The sequence below is a fragment of the Altericroceibacterium endophyticum genome (assembly GCF_009827595.1).
Lineage (GTDB): Bacteria > Pseudomonadota > Alphaproteobacteria > Sphingomonadales > Sphingomonadaceae > Altericroceibacterium > Altericroceibacterium endophyticum.
In genome coordinates this window covers 175,079-194,397 of the sequence record NZ_WTYT01000001.1, presented here as the reverse complement: position 1 = coordinate 194,397, position 19,319 = coordinate 175,079, and the positions used below count along the sequence as shown (strand labels likewise).

The following is a 19,319-nucleotide window of genomic DNA, read 5'->3' as shown; positions in this document are numbered from 1 at the left end:
GTGAAAGACTGACTTATCGGGGGGAAAAGGAGCCGAGCGACCCGCTGCCGTCCGGTGTGGCTGCTTCCTTCCGGACCTGACCAGGTTAACGGACACATACGTCCGCCCGACTCCCGGAGCCGCATATGGCGACGAAATTACGAAAACGCAATATCAGTCCTGCTGTGAAACCCAGTCGGCGGCAATTCGGCCCACTTTGGCCAGTGCCCGCTCCGCATCGGCCTTATCGCCCGCCGGCCGATCAAGGTAAGCCGCAAGAATATATTCCTCGCCATCGGGCGTCTGAAACCAGGCGACATCGTTAACTTCCCCCTGCCCCGGCTTCGCGCAGGTTCCCGTTTTTGAGCCTTTCGGCCAGGCCTGCGGCATACCGGCACGCAGTCGCGCCGTGCCAAAGGGGCTTTCCGCCATCCAGCCCAGCAAAGTGCCCCTATATTCGGCATCGAGGATATTCCCGAACAGCGCGCGGCGGAAGCTTTCTGAAATGGCTTCGGGCGTCGTCGTGTCACGCGGATCACCCGCATCATTGCTGTTGAGTTCCGGTTCATTGCGGTCGAGCCGGGTTTCCGAGTCGCCATTGCGACCGAACCAGCGCGTGAGCGAAGACGGACCGCCAGTCGCATCCAGCAACAGATTGGCAGCTGTGTTGTCACTCTGCTTCACGGCATATTCGGCTGCCGCCTCGACGCTCATGGCACCTTCGGCAAGATGCTCCTTGGCGTAAGGCGCCCAGCCTGCAATATCGCTTTCATCATAAGTCAGGTTGCGGTTTTCCAGCGCATGGCTCTCCCGCAATTGCAGCACCCGTGCGGCAAGCAATACCTTGAAAGTGGAGCATAGGGCGAAGCGTTCATCACCGCGATAGGACAGCTTCAGATCACCGCCATTGGCGCGCAGTGCGACGCCCAGCCGGCCGCCGCTTTCCTGCTCGACACGCGCAATCGCCGCGAGTGCCTCATCTTTCGATACGTCGGCTTCCGCTCTGACCGTGCTACAGCCAGCGAGCGCCAAGCCGGTCAGAAAAAAAACAAACCGTTTCACAGGCGCCCTTCAGGCCAGATCAGCGGAAATTGTCAGCGTAAGCCTGGATCTTCAGACGTTTTGGCGGAACTGAATGCACCTTGGCAGAAATACCGTAGTTGTCGGCATAGGCCTGCGCGGCTTCCTCAGTCGGGAATTTCAGCTGCACTTGCTGCTGCGTATCGCCGCTGCCGGCCCACCCCATCAAGGGATCGGCCTTCTTGGCTTCGGCCGGCACAAATTCGAGGATCCACTGATCCACGAGCGCCTTGCCCGATTGCATCGCGTTTTTCGGTCGTTTGTAAATACGTGCCTGCATATTTGCCGCTTTCCTGCGAATCCGTTCTGAAATCAAGAGCGATCGAACGCTTTCTTCGTCTTTAGGCTGGGCTTCTCGGTCCAGGGCTCTTCCGGCCAGCGATGTTTGGGATAGCGCCCTTTCATATCCTTGACCACATCACGCCAGCTGCCGCGCCAGAAACCTGGGAGATCGCGCGTGGTCTGGATCGGTCGTCCCGCGGGACTGGTGAGCTTGAGCAGCAGAGGCGTTCGCCCGATCATCGGATGGCGATCCAGCCCGAACAGTGCCTGCACCCGCACTTCCACCGACGGCGCGCCTTCCCCGGCGTAATCAATCGCATGATGCGTGCCCGCAGGCGTGACAAAATCGCGCGGCGCCTCGCGGTCCAGCCGTTGCCGCGTGCTCCAGTCGAGCCGCGCCAGCAGCGCATCCACCAACGCTGCTTTGGGGATGTTGAGATCGCGGCGGCCAAGCAAAACGGGCGCGAGCCATTCCTCGGCCTCCCCGGCAAGCAGGTCCATATCCAGCGCATCAATCCCGATGAATCCTGCCCGCGCCAGCAATGTTGCAGGCAGCAGGGAACCGAGCCTCTCGCGCGCTTTTTCCAGCAGCAATGCCTCGACAGCCTCCGAATCAGGATCGGGTGCCGGCCCGCTGGCCAATGTGATTGCCCCGAGACGCCGTTCCAGCCGTGCCTCCACCCGTCCATTGGCCCAGCGCAGCACCGTTCGGCTTTCGATCCTGTCACTCAGCCAGTTTTCAACATCCTGCGTAGTGAGAGTGAGCCCGGCGGTAATGCGGCTGCCCTTTGCCTGCCCCTGAGCATCGCCAATCACGGCCCATTCACTCGCCGCGAGTGGTGACGCCGGATCGCAGAAATAGCCCCGCCCTCCGGCAGAAAGCCAATATTCGCCCGAAGCATCGCGGCGCCGCGCAACATTATCGGGCAGTGCATGCGCCAGCAGGATCGCCAGCGGAGGATCGTTATCGGCGGCCTGCTGCGCCCGGTTCACCATCTTTATGGCCCGTGAAGCCCAGCCTTCAGCCAGTTTGCGCGATGATTCGGCACGCTTGGAGCGATCCGCATTCCACCGCGTGAGCCGCTGCGCCAGATCTTCTCCGCCGCCCCCCAACCCGCGCTCCTGTGCCAGCAAGGCCAGCCGCGCGGCAGGCCGCGCTGCGCCGTGCCGGGCGCCATATAGCAGCATCGCCGCCTGCCACGGTTCCAGCGGCACGGCAGCAATCTTGCGCCCCCAACCGGTTATCCGGCCATACGGCTCAATAGCGTCCAGCGCTTCAAGCCGCTGGCGAGCAGCCGACAAAGCGTTTTCCGGCGGTGCATCAATCCATTTCAATGATGCCGGATCACCCACTCCCCATTGCGCCAGATTAAGGGTCAAGGGAGCCAGATCGCTGGTCAGCATTTCAGGTGGGTCAAAGCGCGGGCGCCCGGCATGGGCAGCCTGTTCCCACAGACGATAGGCAACACCCGGGCCGGTTCGCGCGGCGCGCCCTGCCCTTTGCGCGGCGGAGGCCTGGCTCGCCCTGGTGGTGATCAGATGGGTAAGACCTGCAGCGAGATCAAATTCCGCCCGGCGCGACAGCCCGCTATCAACCACCACCGACACACCCTCAAGCGTGATGGAGGTTTCGGCGATACTGGTGGCCAGCACGATCCGGCGGCGGCCATCACGGTCGGCGCGGATGGCGGCGCGCTGGGCAGCAGGGTCCACCTGCCCATGTAATGGCAGGACGAGCGCTGTCGGCAATCTGGCCTCTATCCTCTCCTGCGTGCGGGCGATTTCGCGCATACCGGGCAGAAAAGCCAGAATATCGCCTTGCTCGTCCCGCCATGCCTGCAGAATGGCTGAGGCCATGGCATCTTCGATCCGCGTTTCGGGCCGACTGCCCAGCCATTCAATGCGCAGCGGCCAGGCCTTGCCTTCGCTTTCCACGATCGGCGCATTCTCGCCCAGCAGATCCGCGAAGCGCGCGCCATCAATGGTCGCGGACATGACCAGCACGCGCAGATCCTCGCGCAGCACTTGCTGGCTTTCCAGCGCCAGTGCCAGCCCGAGATCAGACGCCAGATGCCGTTCATGTGCTTCATCGAACAGCACGGCAGAAACGCCTGTAAGCTCCTGATCTTCCATCAATTGTGCAACGAAGATCGCCTCGGTCATGACCAGAATGCGCGTCGCGGCGGAGCGTTTGGTATCAAGCCGTGTCAGATAGCCAACCCGATGCCCCACTTCTTCCTTCAGCAGCCCGGCAATACGCTCTGCCGCGGCGCGCGCGGCAACCCGGCGCGGGCTGAGAAGGATTATCATGCCCTGACACCAAGGTTCGTCCAGCAAAGCCGGGGCGACGCAGGTCGTCTTGCCCGCACCGGGCGGTGCAATCAGCACGGCCGAATTGCGGCTGCGCAACAGGCCCAGCAGGTCGGGCAAAACGGAATGGATCGGCAATTCGCTCACGCGCTGCCTATTGGCTGATTTGCACGCCTATGGCGAGAGGCACGGTGGGATCAGTAAAAACGCGCAACTGCAAAGCGCGCTGCTTCCACCATCGCGCGGCGCGCGCTGCTGTCCGGAAAAATGGACAGCGAATCGCAGGCACGTTCGGCAAAGTGACGGGCGCGCTCACGGGTGGCTTCGACAGTGTTATGTTTGCCGATCAGCTTCACCGCGTGAACCAGATCATCATCATTATTGCTGAAACCGGCAATCGCATCCTGCCAGAAACGCCGTTCGTCCGCGTCACCGCGCGCATAGGCCAGGATCACCGGCAGGGTCATCTTGCCCTCGCGGAAATCATCGCCCTGATCCTTGCCCATTTCAGCGCGCTCGGAATCATAATCGATCGCGTCATCGACCAGCTGGAAAGCTATGCCCAGATTGCGGCCATAATCGTCCAGCGCCTTTTCCTGCTCCGCATCACATCCCGCAATAACTGCGGAAATCCGACTAGCTGCGGCGAACAAGGCAGCGGTCTTCGCACCAATGATATTGAGATAGCGTTCTTCACTGGTTTCGATCTTGCGCTGCGCGGTCAGCTGATCGACTTCCCCCTGCGCAATAATCACACTGGCATCGGACAGGACTTTCAGCGCCCGCAGGCTGCCCGAATCGACCATCAGTTCAAAAGCACGACTAAACAGGAAATCGCCCACCAGAACGGTGGCCGGGTTGCCGTAAATAATATTGGCAGCTTCCTTCCCGCGGCGGGTTTCGGAGCCATCAACAACGTCATCATGCAGCAAGGTCGCCGTGTGGAGAAACTCCACCGCGGCCGCCAATTTGTGATGGTGATCGCCCTGATATCCGACCAGTTCCGCACCGGCGAGGGTGAGCATCGGGCGCATACGCTTACCGCCGCCCGAAATCAGATGCCCTGCCAGCGCAGGGATCAGCGGGATCTCACTCTCCATCCTTTCGAGAATAACGGCATTCACCGCATTCATCGATTGTGCCGTCAAAGACAGGATTGGGTCCAGAGACGGAGAATCTCCGTGCCCCTTGGGTGAAAGCGATACGACCTCAGCACTCATAGGAAAGGCCAAATGGGGGGAAATGCAGCGCTTGGCAAGCGCGGATTACCTGTTAGGCAGGGCAGCGCTGCTTTGCAGCCACAGTTGAAAATCGTAATGGCCCACGGATGAACCAAGAAACACGCTCAGATCCCACCCTTGCCGCGTTCCGCAAGAGTATCGACAATATCGATGCTGCGCTGATTCACATGCTGGCCGAACGTTTTCGGATCACCCAAGCTGTTGGCGAATATAAGGCGAAGACCGATTTGCCGCCCGCAGATCCTGGCCGTGAAGAACGCCAGATCAAACGTCTGCGCGCATTGGCGGAGGAAGCCGACCTCGATCCTGAGTTCAGCGAGAAATTCATCCGCTTCGTGATTGATGAAGTCATCCGGCACCACCACCGCGCTCAGATGCAAAGCCAGTAACCGGCCCGCGATCAGCCACAGCTACGTAACACCGCGTGCAGAACTATTCTGCGCGCGGTAGGCACATTTTCACCAGCAGTCCGCCGAGATCTTCACTCTCCGCCAGTGTTATCGTGCCGCCATAACTTTCCACCACATCGCGCACGATCGCCAGCCCCAACCCCGTGCCCGGCTTCTCCGTATCCAGACGGGTGCCGCGAGCGAAGATATTGACGCGCTCACTTTCCGGAATGCCGGTACCGTCATCCTCGACCCAGACAGTACACATCCTTGATTCCGGCTCAGGATCGACGGTCACAAACACGCTTCCGCCGCCATATTTGGCTGCATTTTCAATCAGATTACCGAGCAATTCATCCAGATCCTGACGCTCCAGAGCGACTTGGGGATCTTCCGCACCATCAATATCAAAGCGCACATTGGGATAGAGCCGGGCAACCGCCCGCTGCACTGCCTGGGCGCTTTCCATGGCATTTGAACGAGCCAAACCGCCAGCACGGCGCCCTGCCGCGCGGGCCCGCGCCAGATGGTGATCGACCTGCCGCCGCATGATGGCCGATTCGCGCAGCACGGCCTCATCGAGATCCTGCGAACGGGCGGTGGCGGCGTTGGTCAGCACCGTGAGCGGTGTTTTCAACGCATGGGCAAGATTGCCCGCATGCGTTCGCGCTTCTTCTGCCTGTCGGTCGGAATGGGCGAGCAAAGCGTTAAGCTCCTCCACCATCGGCTGAACCTCTTGTGGCAGTGGGTCCGTGACCCGATTCGTACCGGTGGTTCGAATACGCGCAATCGCCAGACGGATACGCCGCAGCGGGCTGAGCCCGTACCACGTCTGCAACATGGCCATAACGAACAGGCCGATGCCCAGAATGGCGAAGCTCCAGACCAGAATCGACCGAAAATTAGCGATTTGGGAATCGAGCTCATCACGTGCCGCTGCGACGGTAAACCACCATTCGGTGTCGCTTCCGGGCAGGACAACGGCACGCTGAGCGACCCGGAGCGGTTCGCCCACAAACTGCGAGGAATCGAAAAAACGTGCCTGAGAATCGAACTTGTCCATTTTTACGGACAGGCTGCGGTCCCACAGCGAATAGGAAGGGAAATCCTCGTGCCCTTTCCCGCTGATTTGCCAGTAAAGCCCGCTATTGGGCTCCAGAAAGCGCTGATCGCCCAGCGGTCGATTGAAATAGACTTCGCCTTCCGGCCCGATTTCTGCCGAACCGATCATGGCCGTCAGCATGTAATTGAGTTGTTCGTCGAACTGCTGCGTGACCAGACTGGTCAGCGTTCTATCCAGCGCAACACCGCCGACCAGCAGCAGGATCGAAATCCATCCTGCCGCGATCAGCATCATGCGCCGGGCAAGGCTGCCCGTATGGGGCGGAGCAGCCCCCGCCGCGATGGCCTCCTGCGGGAAATGCGGATCCGCCTTGTCCGGCCCATCCGCATCTATCGCATGCAAGGGATCACTCGCGCGGCTGGGAGGCTGGGTCGTCGAGGCTATAACCGAGGCCACGGATGGTCGTTATGACATTGGCACCCAGTTTCTTGCGGATGCGGGTAACGAAAACCTCGATCGTGTTTGAATCGCGGTCAAAATCCTGATCGTAAATATGTTCGATCAATTCGGTGCGGCTCACCACCTTGCCCTTGTGATGCATCAGATAGCTGAGCAGCTTATATTCCTGTGCGGTCAGCTTCACCGGCTCTCCGTCACGCGTGACGCGGCCAGAGCGTGTGTCCAAGCGGATATCGCCAGCAATCAATTCAGATGATGCATTGCCCGATGCCCGGCGAATGAGCGCCCGCAGACGGGCGATAAGCTCTTCGGTCTGAAACGGTTTGGCCAGATAATCATCGGCGCCAGCATCAAGCCCGGCGACCTTGTCCGACCAGCTGTCGCGCGCGGTCAGCACCAGCACGGGGAAATTATGCCCCGCCTTGCGCCACATGCCCAGCACGGTCAGGCCATCTATGGCCGGCAGACCAAGATCGAGCACAACGGCGTCATAATCTTCGGTGCTACCCAGAAAATGACCGTCTTCCCCATCTTCCGACAAGTCGACGGCATAGCCATTCTGCTCCAGCGTATTTTTCAATTGTTGGCCGAGGGTTGGTTCGTCCTCGACGATCAGGATGCGCATTGCGTCAATTCCTCAAGATTCAGGCATATCACGCCTTAGGTGGCGTTTAGGAGGTAACGCGTCAATGCCGCGCCTGTTTCGCAAAATCAGCGCGAACGGCGCAAAATACGTCCTGAACGGGCATCGACATCGACAAAAACCACCCTGCCATCACGAATGAACTTCAGCCTGTAAGCCATTGCAGCGGCATCATATTCTGGCCCTAGATATTCCATTCCCTGCATCTTGGGCAGAACATTGCGTTCTATTTCACGCAGGGATTTAACATTGCCCTCCCGCATATCGCGGCGGGCCTGCCCCTGATCATCATGAGACTGCGCCGCTGCGGAAGCTGGCATCGCTATGGAAATACCAGCCAGAGCCAACGCGCTAAAAAGGGATAGAACCATATCTCGCATAATACGACTATGTCTAGCTCCATCCCTTTGAACAAGGTGTGAATGGCTGAATAGGGGCACTTGCGTGCTTAACGCGTCATCTCGAATTTGACCTGCACGGACACGCGGCTTTCGACCATTCCGGGCTGAACCGGGGTCGCTTTATCCATCATCACGGCGCCAGCCTGGCGTATGGCCATTGGCTGGGGCGAATTGCGCTGAATATTCTCGCTGATCTCCAGCAGGCGCACGCCGGTATAGCCAGCCCAGCGGGCATATTCCATCGCCTGAGACTTGGCTGTATCAAGCGCAGCCTTGCGGGCCTGCGCCTTGGCAGCCTCATCATCTTCAAGCGACCAGTTCGGCCCGTCGAGATTATTGGCCCCGGCCGCTACCAGCGCGTCAAGAACCGGACCGGTTTCATCGATATCGCGCAGGGTGATCTGCACTCGATTTGAGGCCTGATATCCGCGGAATACCTGCTTGCCCTCCGCCTGATCGTAATCATAGCGGGCATTGAGGTTGATGCCGGTGGTCTGAATATCACGCTCGGCAATGCCGAGGGACTTGATCCGCTCGACGACGGAACTCATCGCCCGCGAATTCTTTCTCATCGCCTCGACCGCGGTCATTGCCTCGCTCGTTACGCCAGCGCCCATGGTCACGATGTCGGGCTCGGCCTTCACACTTTCCTGTACGCTCAGCTCAATAACTGGACCAGCAGCCTGAACTTGCACCTCCGCAGCCATGGCGGGGGTGCCGATTGCGGCTGTCATAGCAGCAAGTGATAGAACGGGAATTGCGAAACGGGTCATCAAACTCTCCTAAACTGTTGCGGCCGGTGATGCCTGTGGATCGATTACGCGTTCATGAACCGTCCGTTCCTTGCCAGTCAGCATCAGAGCGACTAACTGCCCGCCATGGCTGAAGCACCCATTCTCAGCTGGGAGGGTCTGGGCCTGCACCAAGGTTCAGGCTGGCTCTTCCAGGATATCGACATTCACATCGCCCCGCGCGACCGGCTGGCCCTGATCGGCCGCAACGGCGCGGGCAAGACCACACTGCTCAAATTGATCGCAGATGAGGTGGAGGCTGATCGCGGAAACCGGTCGATCCAGCCCGGCACGCGTGTCGTCATGCTGGAACAGGAACCAGATTTCAGCAAGTGCAAGACGCTGATGGATTATGCCCTGTCCGGGAAAGACGCCCCAGAGCGTTTCGCGGTCGAGGCTATTGCCGATCAGATCGGTATTGATATGGAGCGTGAAGCACACAGCGCCAGCGGCGGAGAGCGGCGCCGTGCCGCGCTCGCCCGCGCATTGGCGATGGAGCCAAACCTGCTCCTGCTGGACGAACCGACCAACCATCTCGATCTTGCGGCGATCGACTGGCTCGAAAGCTGGCTCAATCGCTATAAGGGCGCCTTTGTCACGATCAGCCATGACCGGACTTTCCTGAAACGATTGACCCGCGCGACCTTCTGGCTCGACCGCGGCAGTCTGCGCCGTAAGGAAGTCGGTTTTGGCGGCTATGAAGCCTGGGAAGAACAGGTTTACGCCGAAGAGGCGCGCGCTGCAGACAAGCTGGACGCAAAACTGAAGCTGGAAGCGCATTGGCTGGAGCGCGGCGTGACCGCGCGGCGCAAGCGCAATCAGGGACGGCTGGAAAAGCTGTATGATATGCGGGCGCAGCGTGCGGCGATGATTTCCCCCGGCGGTGTCGCCAAGATGAAGCTGGAAAGCGACGATGTAAAAACCAAATCGGTAATCGTCGCTGAGAAGGTCAGCAAATCCTATGGCGACCGCGTCATCTTGCGTGATTTCTCGCTGCGTATTCAGCGCGGCGACCGGATCGGCCTTGTCGGCTCCAACGGCGCCGGCAAAACCACCCTGCTCAACCTGCTTACCGGAGAGATCCAGCCTGACACAGGCAAGATCACACTCGCCAAGACATTGAACGGTGTGATGATCGATCAACAGCGCAGCCTGCTGCTGCCTGAAAAGCGGGTCCGGGATATTCTTGCTGAAGGCGGGGACTGGATCGATGTGCGCGGCCAGCGCAAACACATTCAGTCCTACATGAAGGATTTTCTCTTCGATCCTTCCCTGGTGGATGCCCGCGTCGGCACCCTGTCGGGTGGGGAACGCTCTCGCCTGCTACTCGCACGCGAATTTTCGCGCACATCCAACCTTCTGGTGCTGGACGAACCGACCAACGATCTCGATCTCGAAACGCTCGACCTGTTGCAGGAAGTGATCGCGGATTATGACGGCACGGTCTTGATTGTCAGCCATGATCGCGACTTTCTCGACCGCACCGTGAATGTCACGCTCGGCCTTGATGGCAGCGGCGAAGTAGACATTGTGGCGGGCGGCTATGCGGATTGGGAAGCCAAGCGCAAACAGCGTTCGACCTCCGCCAGCAAAAGCAAATCAGGTAGCAAGGGACGGGAAACCCCGCCGCCTCAGCCGCCGCAAAAATCGAAGCTGACCTATAAGGATCAGCGCGATTACGAGTTGCTGCCGCAAAAAATCGAGGAAATGGAAGCGCAGATCGCCCGCGGAGAGGAAGCGCTTTCCGATCCCGATCTCTACAGCCGCGACCCGAAAAAGTTCGCTCACCTGACCGACGCCATCACCAAGGTCCGTGAGGAGAAGGACGCGGCTGAGGAGCGCTGGCTGGCCTTGGCCGAACAAGTCGAAACGGCCGATAGCTGAGCGGTTGGGGCGCAGCGCGCCCTAACCCGGCACGCGGTAGAAATCTGCCACCCGTTCCAGCGCGAATTTCAGGATCAGTTTGCCGCTCCGCGCGGGCCAGCTGAATTGCTTTTCCACCCCCGGCAACGCTTCGCCCGCGCAGACGACCCGCCAGAGAATATCGGCCAGACCTTTGCCCGCTTGCTCCATCGCGCCGTGGAAACGATCCTTGGCGGCGATCTGGCGTTCGGTCGAATTGAGGGGAGCCTGCCCCTCCCGCACACGAACCGGATCCCACCGCATGGTCAGCGATGGGGAAAGCTGGGCCTTTTCGTAATCCATGCGGAGCAATTCCGCGGCCTGAAACAGCCGATCATCCAGATGCCCCCTGGCATGCAGCCAACTGGCCGGAGATTCCGCGAGATTGACAGTCACGCTGCGCTGACGGCGGTGTACGCCCGTGCCCTTACGCGGCCCTTCACTGCCGATTTCCCGTTCTGCCAAAACCTGTTTCTGCTGTTTCATTCCGCTCTCCTTTGCGGCGGCCCTTGCCAAATTGCGGTTATTGTAGGAAAGAAAAATAACCTGATAGGTTCGCGGGGAAGTAAGAATGATCAATCGCATACGCAGCATTCGCAAGCAGAAGGGGCTGACGCTGGCCGAAGTGGCGGAACGCTGCAGCCCGCCAACCACCGCACAGACAATTGGCAGGCTGGAAACCGGCATGCGCAATCTGTCGCTGGACTGGATGAACCGAATTGCCGCCGCGCTGGAGGTTGAATCCGGCTTGCTGGTGAAGGAGGAAGCCGCAGAGGCCCCAAAGATGGTGGCCCGGCTGACCGAAAGGGGGGCCGAAGCGCTGAGCAAACCCGAAGAGGCCGTGCTGCCGACTGAACTTGATAGCTCCGCACCGCTGCTATGCCTGACGGTAGAAACCGCGCAGGGAGAATATCGCACCGGTGACCAGATCTGGATGCGGCAACTCACTCCCAAAGAGGCCAAAACCGCGATCAACCGTGACGTCCTCCTCCCACGCAGCGGCGGGCGTTTCGCATTTGGCCGGATGATTGACCGTCAGGGAACGCTGATCGGCTTGCTCCCCCCCGGAGCAGGCCAGCGGCAAATCGTCATCGACCGCCCGGCATGGGTTGCGGTCGCCACCATGCTGGTGCGGAAATTGTGAAGCGCCTTCTGTCCCTGTCCACGCTGTTTCCCAATGCGGTCAATCCACGCTTCGGCACATTCGTGGCGCGGCAGCTCGAAGCACTGGCCGCGCGGGATGACTGGGACGTGACCCTGATTAATCCCATCGGCATCCCGCCCATTGCCTTTGGCCATTACAAAAGCCTGACCGGTGCGATCACGTCGGGGCCGGAAAATGGCATTGATGTGCACCGCATCCGTTTTCAGCTGATCCCCAAAATCGGCTGGCCGCTCAACCCGCACCTGATTGCGCATGCTGTGCTCCCGCTTGCCCGGCGGCTCCATTCAGAGCACCCCTTCGACGTGGTGGATGCGCAATTCTTCTATCCCGATGGACCGGCGGCACAGCATATCGCGAAAGCTTTGGGACTTCCATTCGCCATGACAGCGCGCGGTAGCGACATTGCTTTTTGGGGGCAGAAGACAATCGCGCGCAAGCAAATGAAAGAGGCAGGTCGGGCATCGGATTGTATGCTTGCCGTCTCCGCCGCATTACGCGGGGAAATGGCGGATATCGGCCTCAGTCAGGAAAAGATCTCGGTCCATTATACAGGGCTAGATCATGGCGCTTTTCACCCATTGGACAAAGCCACCTGCCGTGCGAAGCTGGGCAAGGACTTCGGGATTGCGCTCGATGATGATGCCATTTTGCTGGTCACGACCGCAGCCCTGATTCCGCTCAAAAATCAGGCCTTGACGATCGCGGCCCTGCCCCGCCTGCCCGGCACGCACTTTATCCTCGTCGGTATCGGGCCTGAGCGGGAAAAACTGGAGCAGCAGGCCCGCGCTCTGGGCGTGGCGGACCGGGTTCATTTTGCCGGGCTGATCGACCACGAAAACCTGCCCATCATTCTGGGCGCTGCCGATGCTAGCGTGCTCGCCTCTCAGCGTGAGGGGCTGGCCAATGCATGGGTGGAATCGCTGGCCTGCGGTATTCCCGTCATTCTCAGCGATGTCGGCGGCGCTCGTGAAGTGGTGCAGTCTGACGATGCAGGCCGCATAGTGGACCAAAGCAGCGAGGCCATCCGTAAGGCAGTGCTGGATTTATTGGCAAATCCTCCGGCGCGGAACATCGTTGCGCGGAGCGCGGCGCATCTTACCTGGGAAAACAATGCGGCACAGCTCGCCGCCCATTATACAAAAATCGCCGCCCAGCCTGGCTGAGCGGCGATTTTGTTGCAGTAGCCGGAAGTCTGATCAGACCTGGCCGCGCGCCTTGCGTTCCTGCTTCTCCGCGCTGCTTTCTTCCGGCACGAAGCTGTTGGAAGAAACCTTCAGCCAGATCAGGATCGGCGCCGCCATATAGACGGAACTGTATGTCCCGACAAAAATACCGACGGTGATCGCTGCAGTCAGGCCAAACAGACTGGCCGGGCCAAAGATCAATAGCGGGATAAGCGCCACCAGCAGAGTGAGCGACGTCATCACCGTCCGGGCCAGAGTTTCATTCACCGACAGATCCAGCAATTCCGGCATCGGCATCTTGCGATACTTCTTCAGATTTTCACGGATGCGGTCATAGACCACGATCGTATCGTTCAGCGAATAGCCGATGATCGCCAGAATGGCCGCAATGATTTGCAGGCTGAATTCCATCTGGAACAATGCGAACATGCCCAGCGTCAGCGAAACGTCGTGGAACAGGGCGAACAAGCCGCCAATGCCGAACTGCCATTCAAACCGCACCCAGATATACAGGGCGATGGCCAGCATGGCGGCCAGCAGAGCGTAAATCGCCTTTTCGCGGAATTCGCCCGAGACCTTGCCCGAAACCGTATCCACACCGTCAATCCGGATATCTGGATGGGCGGCCTCTATCGTCGTGATGATGCGCTGCGAAATCGCTTCAGCAGCACCGGCGTTACCCTCTGCACTTTCGGGCAGCTTTACCCGGATCGACACTTCATTCGGATTGCCGAAACGCTGAATGATCGGGTCGCCGTAGCCGAGCTCACCCACCTGATCGCGCAGGTCGGAAATCGGTGCCTCTGGACTTTCGGTGAAGGTCGCCCGGATTTCCTGGCCACCGGCGAAATCAACGCCGTAATTCAGCCCTTTGGTCATCACCAATCCCCAGCTTGCTGCAATCAGCAAACAGGAAACGATGTAAAACGGCAGCCGCCATTTCAGGAAATGAATGTTGGTGTCTTCGGGGACAAGTTTAAGCAATCGCATGATCTATCCCCTTACAGATTGAGATCTTGGGGCCGCGCTTTGCGCACCCAGCCGGCGACCCACATACGCGTGAGCGTCACGGCAGTGAAAACAGATGTGAACAGGCCGATGATCAGAACCACGGCAAAACCGCGAACCGGACCAGAGCCGAACAGGAAGAGCAGCACACCAGCGATGAAGTTGGTGATATTGGCGTCATAAATCGCGCGGCTGGCCTCTTTATAGCCATTCTCCACTGCAGCGATCACCCGGCGCCCGCGTTTTCTCTCTTCACGTATGCGCTCATTAATCAGCACATTGGCATCAACCGCAGCACCAATCGTCAGCACGAAACCGGCAAGCCCCGGCAAGGTGAGCGTGGTGTTAAGCGCAGCCATGATCCCCAGGATCATGAGCACGTTAATGACCAGAGCGACGGTGGCATAAACCCCGAAGCGCCCATAACAGGCGATCATCAAACCAACGACGAAGAGCGAACCGACCCCCATGGCCAGAATGCCCTTGCGGATCGAATCAGCGCCAAGGTCTGGGCCAACCGTCCGTTCCTCGATCACGGTCAGATCGACCGGCAAAGCACCCGAGCGCAGTGAAATCGCCAGCTGATTGGCCGAATCGACCGAGAAGTTACCCGAAATCTGTGCGCTGCCACCCAGAATTGGTTCGTTGATATTGGGAGCAGAGAGCACCTTGCCATCGAGAATGATGGCAAAAGGCCGATCGACATTCTCACTCGTCAAACGGGCGAATTTCTGACCGCCCTGCTGATCGAAAGTGATCGAGACGACCGGCTGATTGTTCTGATCGAAAGACTGGCGCGCATCGGTCAGCGAATCACCGCGAATGCCGCCCAGACGCTTTACCGCGATCGAGCTACCCGCAAAATTGCTGTCTTCAGCATAGGGAACGATTTCACTGCCCGGAGGGGCAATGCCCTGCTCCACATCGGCAGGCAGCGCGGTGGTATCAACCAGTTTGAATTCGAGATTGGCCGTCTGGCCCAGCAGATCCTTCAGCGCCTGAGGATCTTCGAGGCCCGGCACCTGCACCACGATCCGATTGTCGCCCTGCCGGATGATCGTCGGTTCGCGTGTGCCCAGAGCATCAATACGCTTGCGCACCACTTCGGTGGCGCTGTCCATGGCCAGGGTAACGGCCTGTTCCAGACCTTCCTGCGTAGGCGTGATGATGAAGCGGTTGCCGTCCACCACACGAATCGTCCAGTCGCGCTGACCGGTCAGACCCGCTCCGGTAGTTAGCGGCAAAATAGCTTCGCGCGCGGCATCCACCTGACTGGCATCATCCACCATAAAGGACAGACGCTTATCCGCGCTGGAGACATCGCCTACGCGAATGCGCGGTTTGGCATCGCGCAAGGCGCTGCGGACCGCCTCCTCCATGGTTTCGAGCCGCTGCCGCGCGACCTGATCTGGGTTCGCCTCCAGCAAGATATGACTACCGCCGGCAAGATCGAGCCCGAGATTAATTTCAGGATCAGGCAGCGAATCGGGCCATTGGACACCGAAATTCGAAAACAGAGACGGAAGAGAGGCTGCAATCACCAAAGCGGTGATCATCGAAAGCCATATCTTCTTCCAGCGTGGAAAATCGAGCATATTTGCGCTTACCCGGTGCTAAGGAAAATCAGTCGTTTGCTGCACTGCCACCGGGCGGGATGATATCGCCGATGGTGCTTTTAACAGCCTTTACGCGGACGCCCTGAGCAATTTCGATATCGGCGTAATCATCATCTGTACGCACGACTTTGCCCACCAGACCGCCAGCGGTAACGACCTGATCGCCCTTCTTAACGCTGGAAATCTTTGCCTGATGCGCCTTCTGACGCTTCATCTGCGGACGAATGATCAGGAACCAGAATATCGCCACCATACCGATGATCGGCAGAAACTGGACCCAGCCCGGAGGCGCGGAACCGGCAGCGCCGGCAGAAAGAAAATCAAGCATCAAGGTTCCTCAAACAAATCCGGAGCCGACTTGCACACGCACCTTATGAAAAAAGGCGCTGAGTGCGGAGAAATCGTCCATATCGAGGGCGCGACTAGCACCAAAGCGAAAGAGTAGCAACGCACCGGGTTGCCAAGTCGAAAACCCTTCCCTATAGGCGCCACTCCACTGGCTCGGGACGTAGCGCAGCCTGGTAGCGCATCACACTGGGGGTGTGGGGGTCGTAGGTTCGAATCCTATCGTCCCGACCAGTGGTAATCACCCCCTCCGAAACCGATTCTGCAAAATTCCTCGCCTGAACGGCGCCGGAGGAATCTCGCTCAGAATCCATCTTCGCAAATTCTGCTGCAAGCTGCACTCGCCGCTGTGCACCTCCCTTCACCCAAGCGCTGCGATCCTGTCGCTCAGCCAATCCGGGCGCTCACACTGAGGCGCAGGGTACGGGGCACCGAATAGCTGTCTTTGAGCCAGTCATGGTTCGGGCCGGTCAGACTCACCAGTCGCTCTTCGGTCAGGTTTGACACTTCAAAGGTGATACTGACGCCCTCGGCGATGCGATAGCGCGCCTGCAAATCGATCTGCTGACGCGGAGCCCAATAGACATCCTGCACCGCATCGTCTGCCCGCAGGCTGCGCAAGGCCAGCCCCGTCCAGTTGAATGCTGCGCGCAGCTCCAGCGCACCGTGCGTATAGTGGAGCGCGGCATTGCCGATCTGCGAAGGCTGACCAACAAGCCGGTCTAGAACGCGCGCTGGTCTATCCGCGAGGGGAACCTCCATCGCCCCGCGCAAAACAGTCCAGTTGGCGCTCAGCCCGAACGGCTCAAGCGGCGCGGCAATCCCATCGAGCGACATGATGGCCGCGCCCAGTTCAAAACCGGAGATATGGGTCTTGCTGGCATTTTCAGGCTGGGTGACCGTGGCATTGCGGTAATGGACCCCGGCAACAGAATACCCTGTGGTCACAGCGTCGAAGATCTCGTCAGCGATGTGCTTGCGAAACAGAGCGAGCGAAACGAGCCCGCCCGGCGTCGAGGGCAATTCCCACTCCAGCGAGAGATCAAAATTGTCGGAGATGCGTGGCCTGATGTCCGAATTGCCGAGATTGACGGTAACGCCCAGCGCATCGGGATTACCCTCGTCATCGTCAGCGGCAAAGCGGACCGACTGCCGCGGCGCATAGACTTCAAACCCCGGCCGCCCCATCGTCCGGCTATAGGCGGCCCGCAGCTTGAATCGCTCGGCGATCCGGTAATTGGCAAGCAGCGAGGGAAGCAGCTCCAGATATTGCGAGCGCGCATTGGTTGGTTCCCACAGGTCGACCACCTTACGATTGGCCGCCGTATGCGCCCACGTCTGCTCCGCCCGAAGGCCAGCAAGAAGCTCAAACCCATCTTGCTCGAAACGCGCCATGGCATAGGCCGCGAGAATGCGCTCACGATGACGGAAATTGTCCCTGAGCTTGTCGTCAGTGGTATCCTTGCGGATCGCGCTGTCGAGATTTTCTTCGAGATTGCGCCAGGCGGCGGCCGAATCAATAGCGATCAGCGACAGGTCGCTCTGGTTCCAGCGCAGCGGCACGTCGAGCACCGAACCGGCATCGCTAAGAGACAGAGCGGTATCGTAGAGGCGATATTCATTGTTGGCATAGGAATAGCTGTAGCGCGTGCCCTTCCAAGACAGGCCCGCAGCCAGCCCCAAATTGCCCTCGTCCCCGTCCATGTCATGACGCCAGTCGGCCTGTAGCGCATCAGTGCTGGAGCGCGCCCTGCGCGAGCGCCGCCGCCAGTAGGTGGGCGCGTAGGCGGCAAGATCGCGGTAGGATGCTGATGAGATGCCGAAGCTGTGATGAAACCCGCTGGTATCATAAGTAAAACCAAGGGCGGCAGAGCCTATGACATCGCCCTTCCCATCTGTTCCAGCGGTAAACTTCACCATCTCGTAAGCTTCGTCGAGACCAGCGCGCGAAAAGCTGCTGGCAAGGCTTATCTGGTCGCTCGGCGATGGCTCCCACTGCGCCTTGAGCTGCAACAGCCGAACCGAATTATGGGAAACACCGTCCCGATAGCCAACCTGCACGGCCCCGCTCTCGAACCGGCCAGAATTCTCTGTCTGATCAGCAACCGCAGCGTCGCCGGCACTGATGATAATCTCGTTGCGCGTGTAGCCATCATTATAACGGTAGAGCCCGGCCATTGCCGCAAGGGTAAGGTTGTCAGAGGGTTTCGCCTCGACAGCTGCGCGGAGGCCCCTGCGCCTCCGCGCGCTCGCGTTATACCAATATTTGTCCTGGCGGGGCACAAGGATCCCGTTGGACAGCGCGGCATCGCTAACGCGTTCGCCAGCTCTATCGTAATAGGTGAAAAAATTGCTGTCGCCATTTCCATGCACGTCGCTGCTATTGTCGAGTTCCTGAATATCTGCCGCGATCAGCACGCCAAACCTCCGGTCCGGCCCAAAGACATGGCTCGCAGTCAGGGAAGCATCTCCGCCAAGCGGCGATTGCGCGTGGATGGGACTCCGCTGACTGGCCGAGGACAGGCCGGTCTCGGCCAGCAACACACTGTCTTGTCCGCTGGAAAGCGGCATGCGCGTCTGCATGTCGATCGCACCGCCGATCGCATTGGCGTCCAGATCAGGCGTAAATGTCTTGATGACCATGAGACGCGAAATTGCCGAAGCTGGCAGGAGATCCATGCGCCCTCCCCGACTGGCGCTGTTCGAGACGGCGTCGGGTACGCCGATCGAAGCGATCGGCAGGCCGTTCAGCGTGATATTGTTGTAAGCCTGAGTGAGCCCTCGCACCACCGGTGCTATCGGCACGTCGCGCGGATGTTCGTTATCAGCGATGGCAACGACTGAAACGCCCGGTACACGGCGCAAGGCATCAACCACGGTACTATCGGGGAGGCTCCGCATGTCGTCGCTGCCGAGCGCATCGATAATACCGATGGCTGCGACCTTACTTTCAAGCGAGAGCTGGTTGGTAATTCGCCGGCCGTTTACGATCAGCGGCCGCGTTTCCTCCATCTGCACGACGGGCGTGGCGGGTGCCGGCGCGCGTTGCTGTATTCGGCGGCGTGGCCTGGGAGCCCGAACGATCAGCACCACGCCGCCACGCCGGCGGCTTTTCAGTCCGGTTCCACGCAGCAGCAGCAACAACGCATCCTCCACCGACATGCGGCCATTAAGGCCGCGAGTGCTCTTGCCGCGCAGAACTTCGGGCCGGGCGATAATCTGAACACCGCTATCGCGCGAAAAGGCCGGGATTGCTGCTGACAAGGGGCCAGCCGGCACCGTAAAGGAGGCTTCGCGCGCCTGCAGAGGAGATGCCGCCGCCAGGGTCGCCGCCATAGCGCCCAGCAGCAAGGCGGAGCGGCCCGGATAGATGTCGAGGGGGGCTAGGTTCCCAAGTGCCCGGCTCAGTCTCCGCAACGTCTTACGGCTTAGGCGCGTTCGCAAAGACATCAGATCAATCC

17 protein-coding genes, 1 tRNA gene and 1 other RNA gene are annotated in these 19,319 nt (G+C 59.6%); 5 read left to right on the top strand and 14 right to left on the bottom strand.

Annotated elements, in window-relative coordinates:
- Positions 1 to 22: 22 nt before the first annotated feature.
- The 5 genes from ffs to GRI91_RS00945 form a co-directional block, all read right to left on the bottom strand.
- Positions 23 to 117: signal recognition particle sRNA small type (ffs, locus tag GRI91_RS00965), an RNA gene on the bottom strand.
- Positions 118 to 153: 36 nt separating this feature from the next.
- Complete coding sequence (bla, locus tag GRI91_RS00960) at positions 154 to 1,041, bottom strand: class A beta-lactamase (RefSeq protein ID WP_160734773.1); 888 nt, start codon at positions 1,039 to 1,041, stop codon at positions 154 to 156.
- Positions 1,042 to 1,060: 19 nt separating this feature from the next.
- The gene (locus GRI91_RS00955) at positions 1,061 to 1,339 is read right to left on the bottom strand and encodes an ETC complex I subunit (RefSeq protein ID WP_160734772.1); all 279 of its coding nucleotides are present in this window, start codon (positions 1,337 to 1,339) and stop codon (positions 1,061 to 1,063) included.
- Positions 1,340 to 1,371: 32 nt separating this feature from the next.
- The gene (hrpB, locus tag GRI91_RS00950; protein WP_160734771.1) at positions 1,372 to 3,798 is read right to left on the bottom strand and encodes an ATP-dependent helicase HrpB; all 2,427 of its coding nucleotides are present in this window, start codon (positions 3,796 to 3,798) and stop codon (positions 1,372 to 1,374) included.
- Positions 3,799 to 3,848: 50 nt separating this feature from the next.
- Entirely contained in the window at positions 3,849 to 4,871 is a 1,023-nt protein-coding gene (locus tag GRI91_RS00945) for a polyprenyl synthetase family protein (RefSeq protein WP_160734770.1), read from the bottom strand.
- A gap of 107 nt (positions 4,872 to 4,978) precedes the next feature.
- Between GRI91_RS00945 and GRI91_RS00940 the strand changes: the two genes are divergently transcribed.
- Positions 4,979 to 5,281 (top strand): chorismate mutase, encoded by a 303-nt coding sequence (locus GRI91_RS00940; protein WP_160734769.1) that lies wholly within the window; start codon positions 4,979 to 4,981, stop codon positions 5,279 to 5,281.
- A 43-nt stretch (positions 5,282 to 5,324) separates the two neighbouring features.
- On the opposite strand, the gene GRI91_RS00935 is transcribed toward GRI91_RS00940, so the two are convergent.
- The 4 genes from GRI91_RS00935 to GRI91_RS00920 form a co-directional block, all read right to left on the bottom strand.
- Positions 5,325 to 6,800, bottom strand: a complete 1,476-nt coding sequence (locus GRI91_RS00935; protein WP_419866819.1) for a sensor histidine kinase — start codon at positions 6,798 to 6,800, stop codon at positions 5,325 to 5,327.
- Positions 6,751 to 7,428, bottom strand: a complete 678-nt coding sequence (locus tag GRI91_RS00930; RefSeq protein WP_160734768.1) for a response regulator transcription factor — start codon at positions 7,426 to 7,428, stop codon at positions 6,751 to 6,753. Before GRI91_RS00930 ends, GRI91_RS00935 begins: the two co-directional genes overlap by 50 nt.
- A gap of 86 nt (positions 7,429 to 7,514) precedes the next feature.
- The gene (locus GRI91_RS00925; protein WP_160734767.1) at positions 7,515 to 7,826 is read right to left on the bottom strand and encodes a PepSY domain-containing protein; all 312 of its coding nucleotides are present in this window, start codon (positions 7,824 to 7,826) and stop codon (positions 7,515 to 7,517) included.
- Positions 7,827 to 7,894: 68 nt separating this feature from the next.
- On the bottom strand, positions 7,895 to 8,620 hold the full coding sequence (locus GRI91_RS00920) for an SIMPL domain-containing protein (protein ID WP_160734766.1): 726 nt from the start codon (positions 8,618 to 8,620) through the stop codon (positions 7,895 to 7,897).
- Positions 8,621 to 8,725: 105 nt separating this feature from the next.
- On the opposite strand from GRI91_RS00920, the gene GRI91_RS00915 reads away from it, so the two are divergent.
- Positions 8,726 to 10,522 carry an ABC-F family ATP-binding cassette domain-containing protein gene (locus tag GRI91_RS00915; protein ID WP_160734765.1) on the top strand — a complete coding sequence of 599 codons (1,797 nt, stop codon included), beginning with the start codon at positions 8,726 to 8,728 and terminating at the stop codon, positions 10,520 to 10,522.
- A gap of 21 nt (positions 10,523 to 10,543) precedes the next feature.
- On the opposite strand, the gene GRI91_RS00910 is transcribed toward GRI91_RS00915, so the two are convergent.
- Complete coding sequence (locus tag GRI91_RS00910; RefSeq protein WP_160734764.1) at positions 10,544 to 11,026, bottom strand: DUF6456 domain-containing protein; 483 nt, start codon at positions 11,024 to 11,026, stop codon at positions 10,544 to 10,546.
- 85 nt (positions 11,027 to 11,111) lie between these two features.
- On the opposite strand from GRI91_RS00910, the gene GRI91_RS00905 reads away from it, so the two are divergent.
- Together GRI91_RS00905 and GRI91_RS00900 are read left to right on the top strand one after the other, a co-directional pair.
- Entirely contained in the window at positions 11,112 to 11,684 is a 573-nt protein-coding gene (locus GRI91_RS00905; protein WP_160734763.1) for a helix-turn-helix domain-containing protein, read from the top strand.
- A complete protein-coding gene (locus GRI91_RS00900) occupies positions 11,681 to 12,868 on the top strand; it encodes a glycosyltransferase (protein WP_160734762.1) in 1,188 nt (395 codons plus the stop codon). The genes GRI91_RS00905 and GRI91_RS00900 overlap by 4 nt, the downstream gene beginning before the upstream one ends.
- Positions 12,869 to 12,901: 33 nt before the next feature.
- Here GRI91_RS00900 and secF read toward each other — a convergent pair whose 3' ends face one another.
- Genes secF through yajC form a run of 3 tightly spaced genes read right to left on the bottom strand, consistent with a single transcriptional unit; the run spans position 12,902 to position 15,841 of the window.
- Positions 12,902 to 13,879, bottom strand: a complete 978-nt coding sequence (secF, locus tag GRI91_RS00895) for a protein translocase subunit SecF (protein ID WP_160734761.1) — start codon at positions 13,877 to 13,879, stop codon at positions 12,902 to 12,904.
- 11 nt (positions 13,880 to 13,890) lie between these two features.
- Complete coding sequence (gene secD, locus GRI91_RS00890; RefSeq protein ID WP_160734760.1) at positions 13,891 to 15,492, bottom strand: protein translocase subunit SecD; 1,602 nt, start codon at positions 15,490 to 15,492, stop codon at positions 13,891 to 13,893.
- 28 nt (positions 15,493 to 15,520) lie between these two features.
- On the bottom strand, positions 15,521 to 15,841 hold the full coding sequence (gene yajC, locus GRI91_RS00885) for a preprotein translocase subunit YajC (protein ID WP_160734759.1): 321 nt from the start codon (positions 15,839 to 15,841) through the stop codon (positions 15,521 to 15,523).
- 174 nt (positions 15,842 to 16,015) lie between these two features.
- Between yajC and GRI91_RS00880 the strand changes: the two genes are divergently transcribed.
- A tRNA-Pro gene (locus tag GRI91_RS00880) sits at positions 16,016 to 16,092 on the top strand.
- Positions 16,093 to 16,245: 153 nt separating this feature from the next.
- Here GRI91_RS00880 and GRI91_RS00875 read toward each other — a convergent pair.
- Positions 16,246 to 19,308 carry a TonB-dependent receptor gene (locus tag GRI91_RS00875; RefSeq protein WP_160734758.1) on the bottom strand — a complete coding sequence of 1,021 codons (3,063 nt, stop codon included), beginning with the start codon at positions 19,306 to 19,308 and terminating at the stop codon, positions 16,246 to 16,248.
- Between the last annotated feature and the right edge of the window lie 11 nt (positions 19,309 to 19,319).

Bases quoted from the DNA above. Each gene is read 5' to 3' on its own strand.
- GRI91_RS00955 (WP_160734772.1), bottom strand. From the start codon at position 1,339: ATGCAGGCACGTATTTACAAACGACCGAAAAACGCGATGCAATCGGGC.
- GRI91_RS00945 (WP_160734770.1), bottom strand. From the start codon at position 4,871: ATGAGTGCTGAGGTCGTATCGCTTTCACCCAAGGGGCACGGAGATTCT.
- GRI91_RS00940 (WP_160734769.1), top strand. From the start codon at position 4,979: ATGAACCAAGAAACACGCTCAGATCCCACCCTTGCCGCGTTCCGCAAG.
- GRI91_RS00930 (WP_160734768.1), bottom strand. From the start codon at position 7,428: ATGCGCATCCTGATCGTCGAGGACGAACCAACCCTCGGCCAACAATTG.
- GRI91_RS00925 (WP_160734767.1), bottom strand. From the start codon at position 7,826: ATGCGAGATATGGTTCTATCCCTTTTTAGCGCGTTGGCTCTGGCTGGT.
- GRI91_RS00920 (WP_160734766.1), bottom strand. From the start codon at position 8,620: ATGACCCGTTTCGCAATTCCCGTTCTATCACTTGCTGCTATGACAGCC.
- GRI91_RS00915 (WP_160734765.1), top strand. From the start codon at position 8,726: ATGGCTGAAGCACCCATTCTCAGCTGGGAGGGTCTGGGCCTGCACCAA.
- GRI91_RS00910 (WP_160734764.1), bottom strand. From the start codon at position 11,026: ATGAAACAGCAGAAACAGGTTTTGGCAGAACGGGAAATCGGCAGTGAA.
- GRI91_RS00905 (WP_160734763.1), top strand. From the start codon at position 11,112: ATGATCAATCGCATACGCAGCATTCGCAAGCAGAAGGGGCTGACGCTG.
- secF (WP_160734761.1), bottom strand. From the start codon at position 13,879: ATGCGATTGCTTAAACTTGTCCCCGAAGACACCAACATTCATTTCCTG.
- secD (WP_160734760.1), bottom strand. From the start codon at position 15,492: ATGCTCGATTTTCCACGCTGGAAGAAGATATGGCTTTCGATGATCACC.
- yajC (WP_160734759.1), bottom strand. From the start codon at position 15,841: ATGCTTGATTTTCTTTCTGCCGGCGCTGCCGGTTCCGCGCCTCCGGGC.
- GRI91_RS00875 (WP_160734758.1), bottom strand. From the start codon at position 19,308: ATGTCTTTGCGAACGCGCCTAAGCCGTAAGACGTTGCGGAGACTGAGC.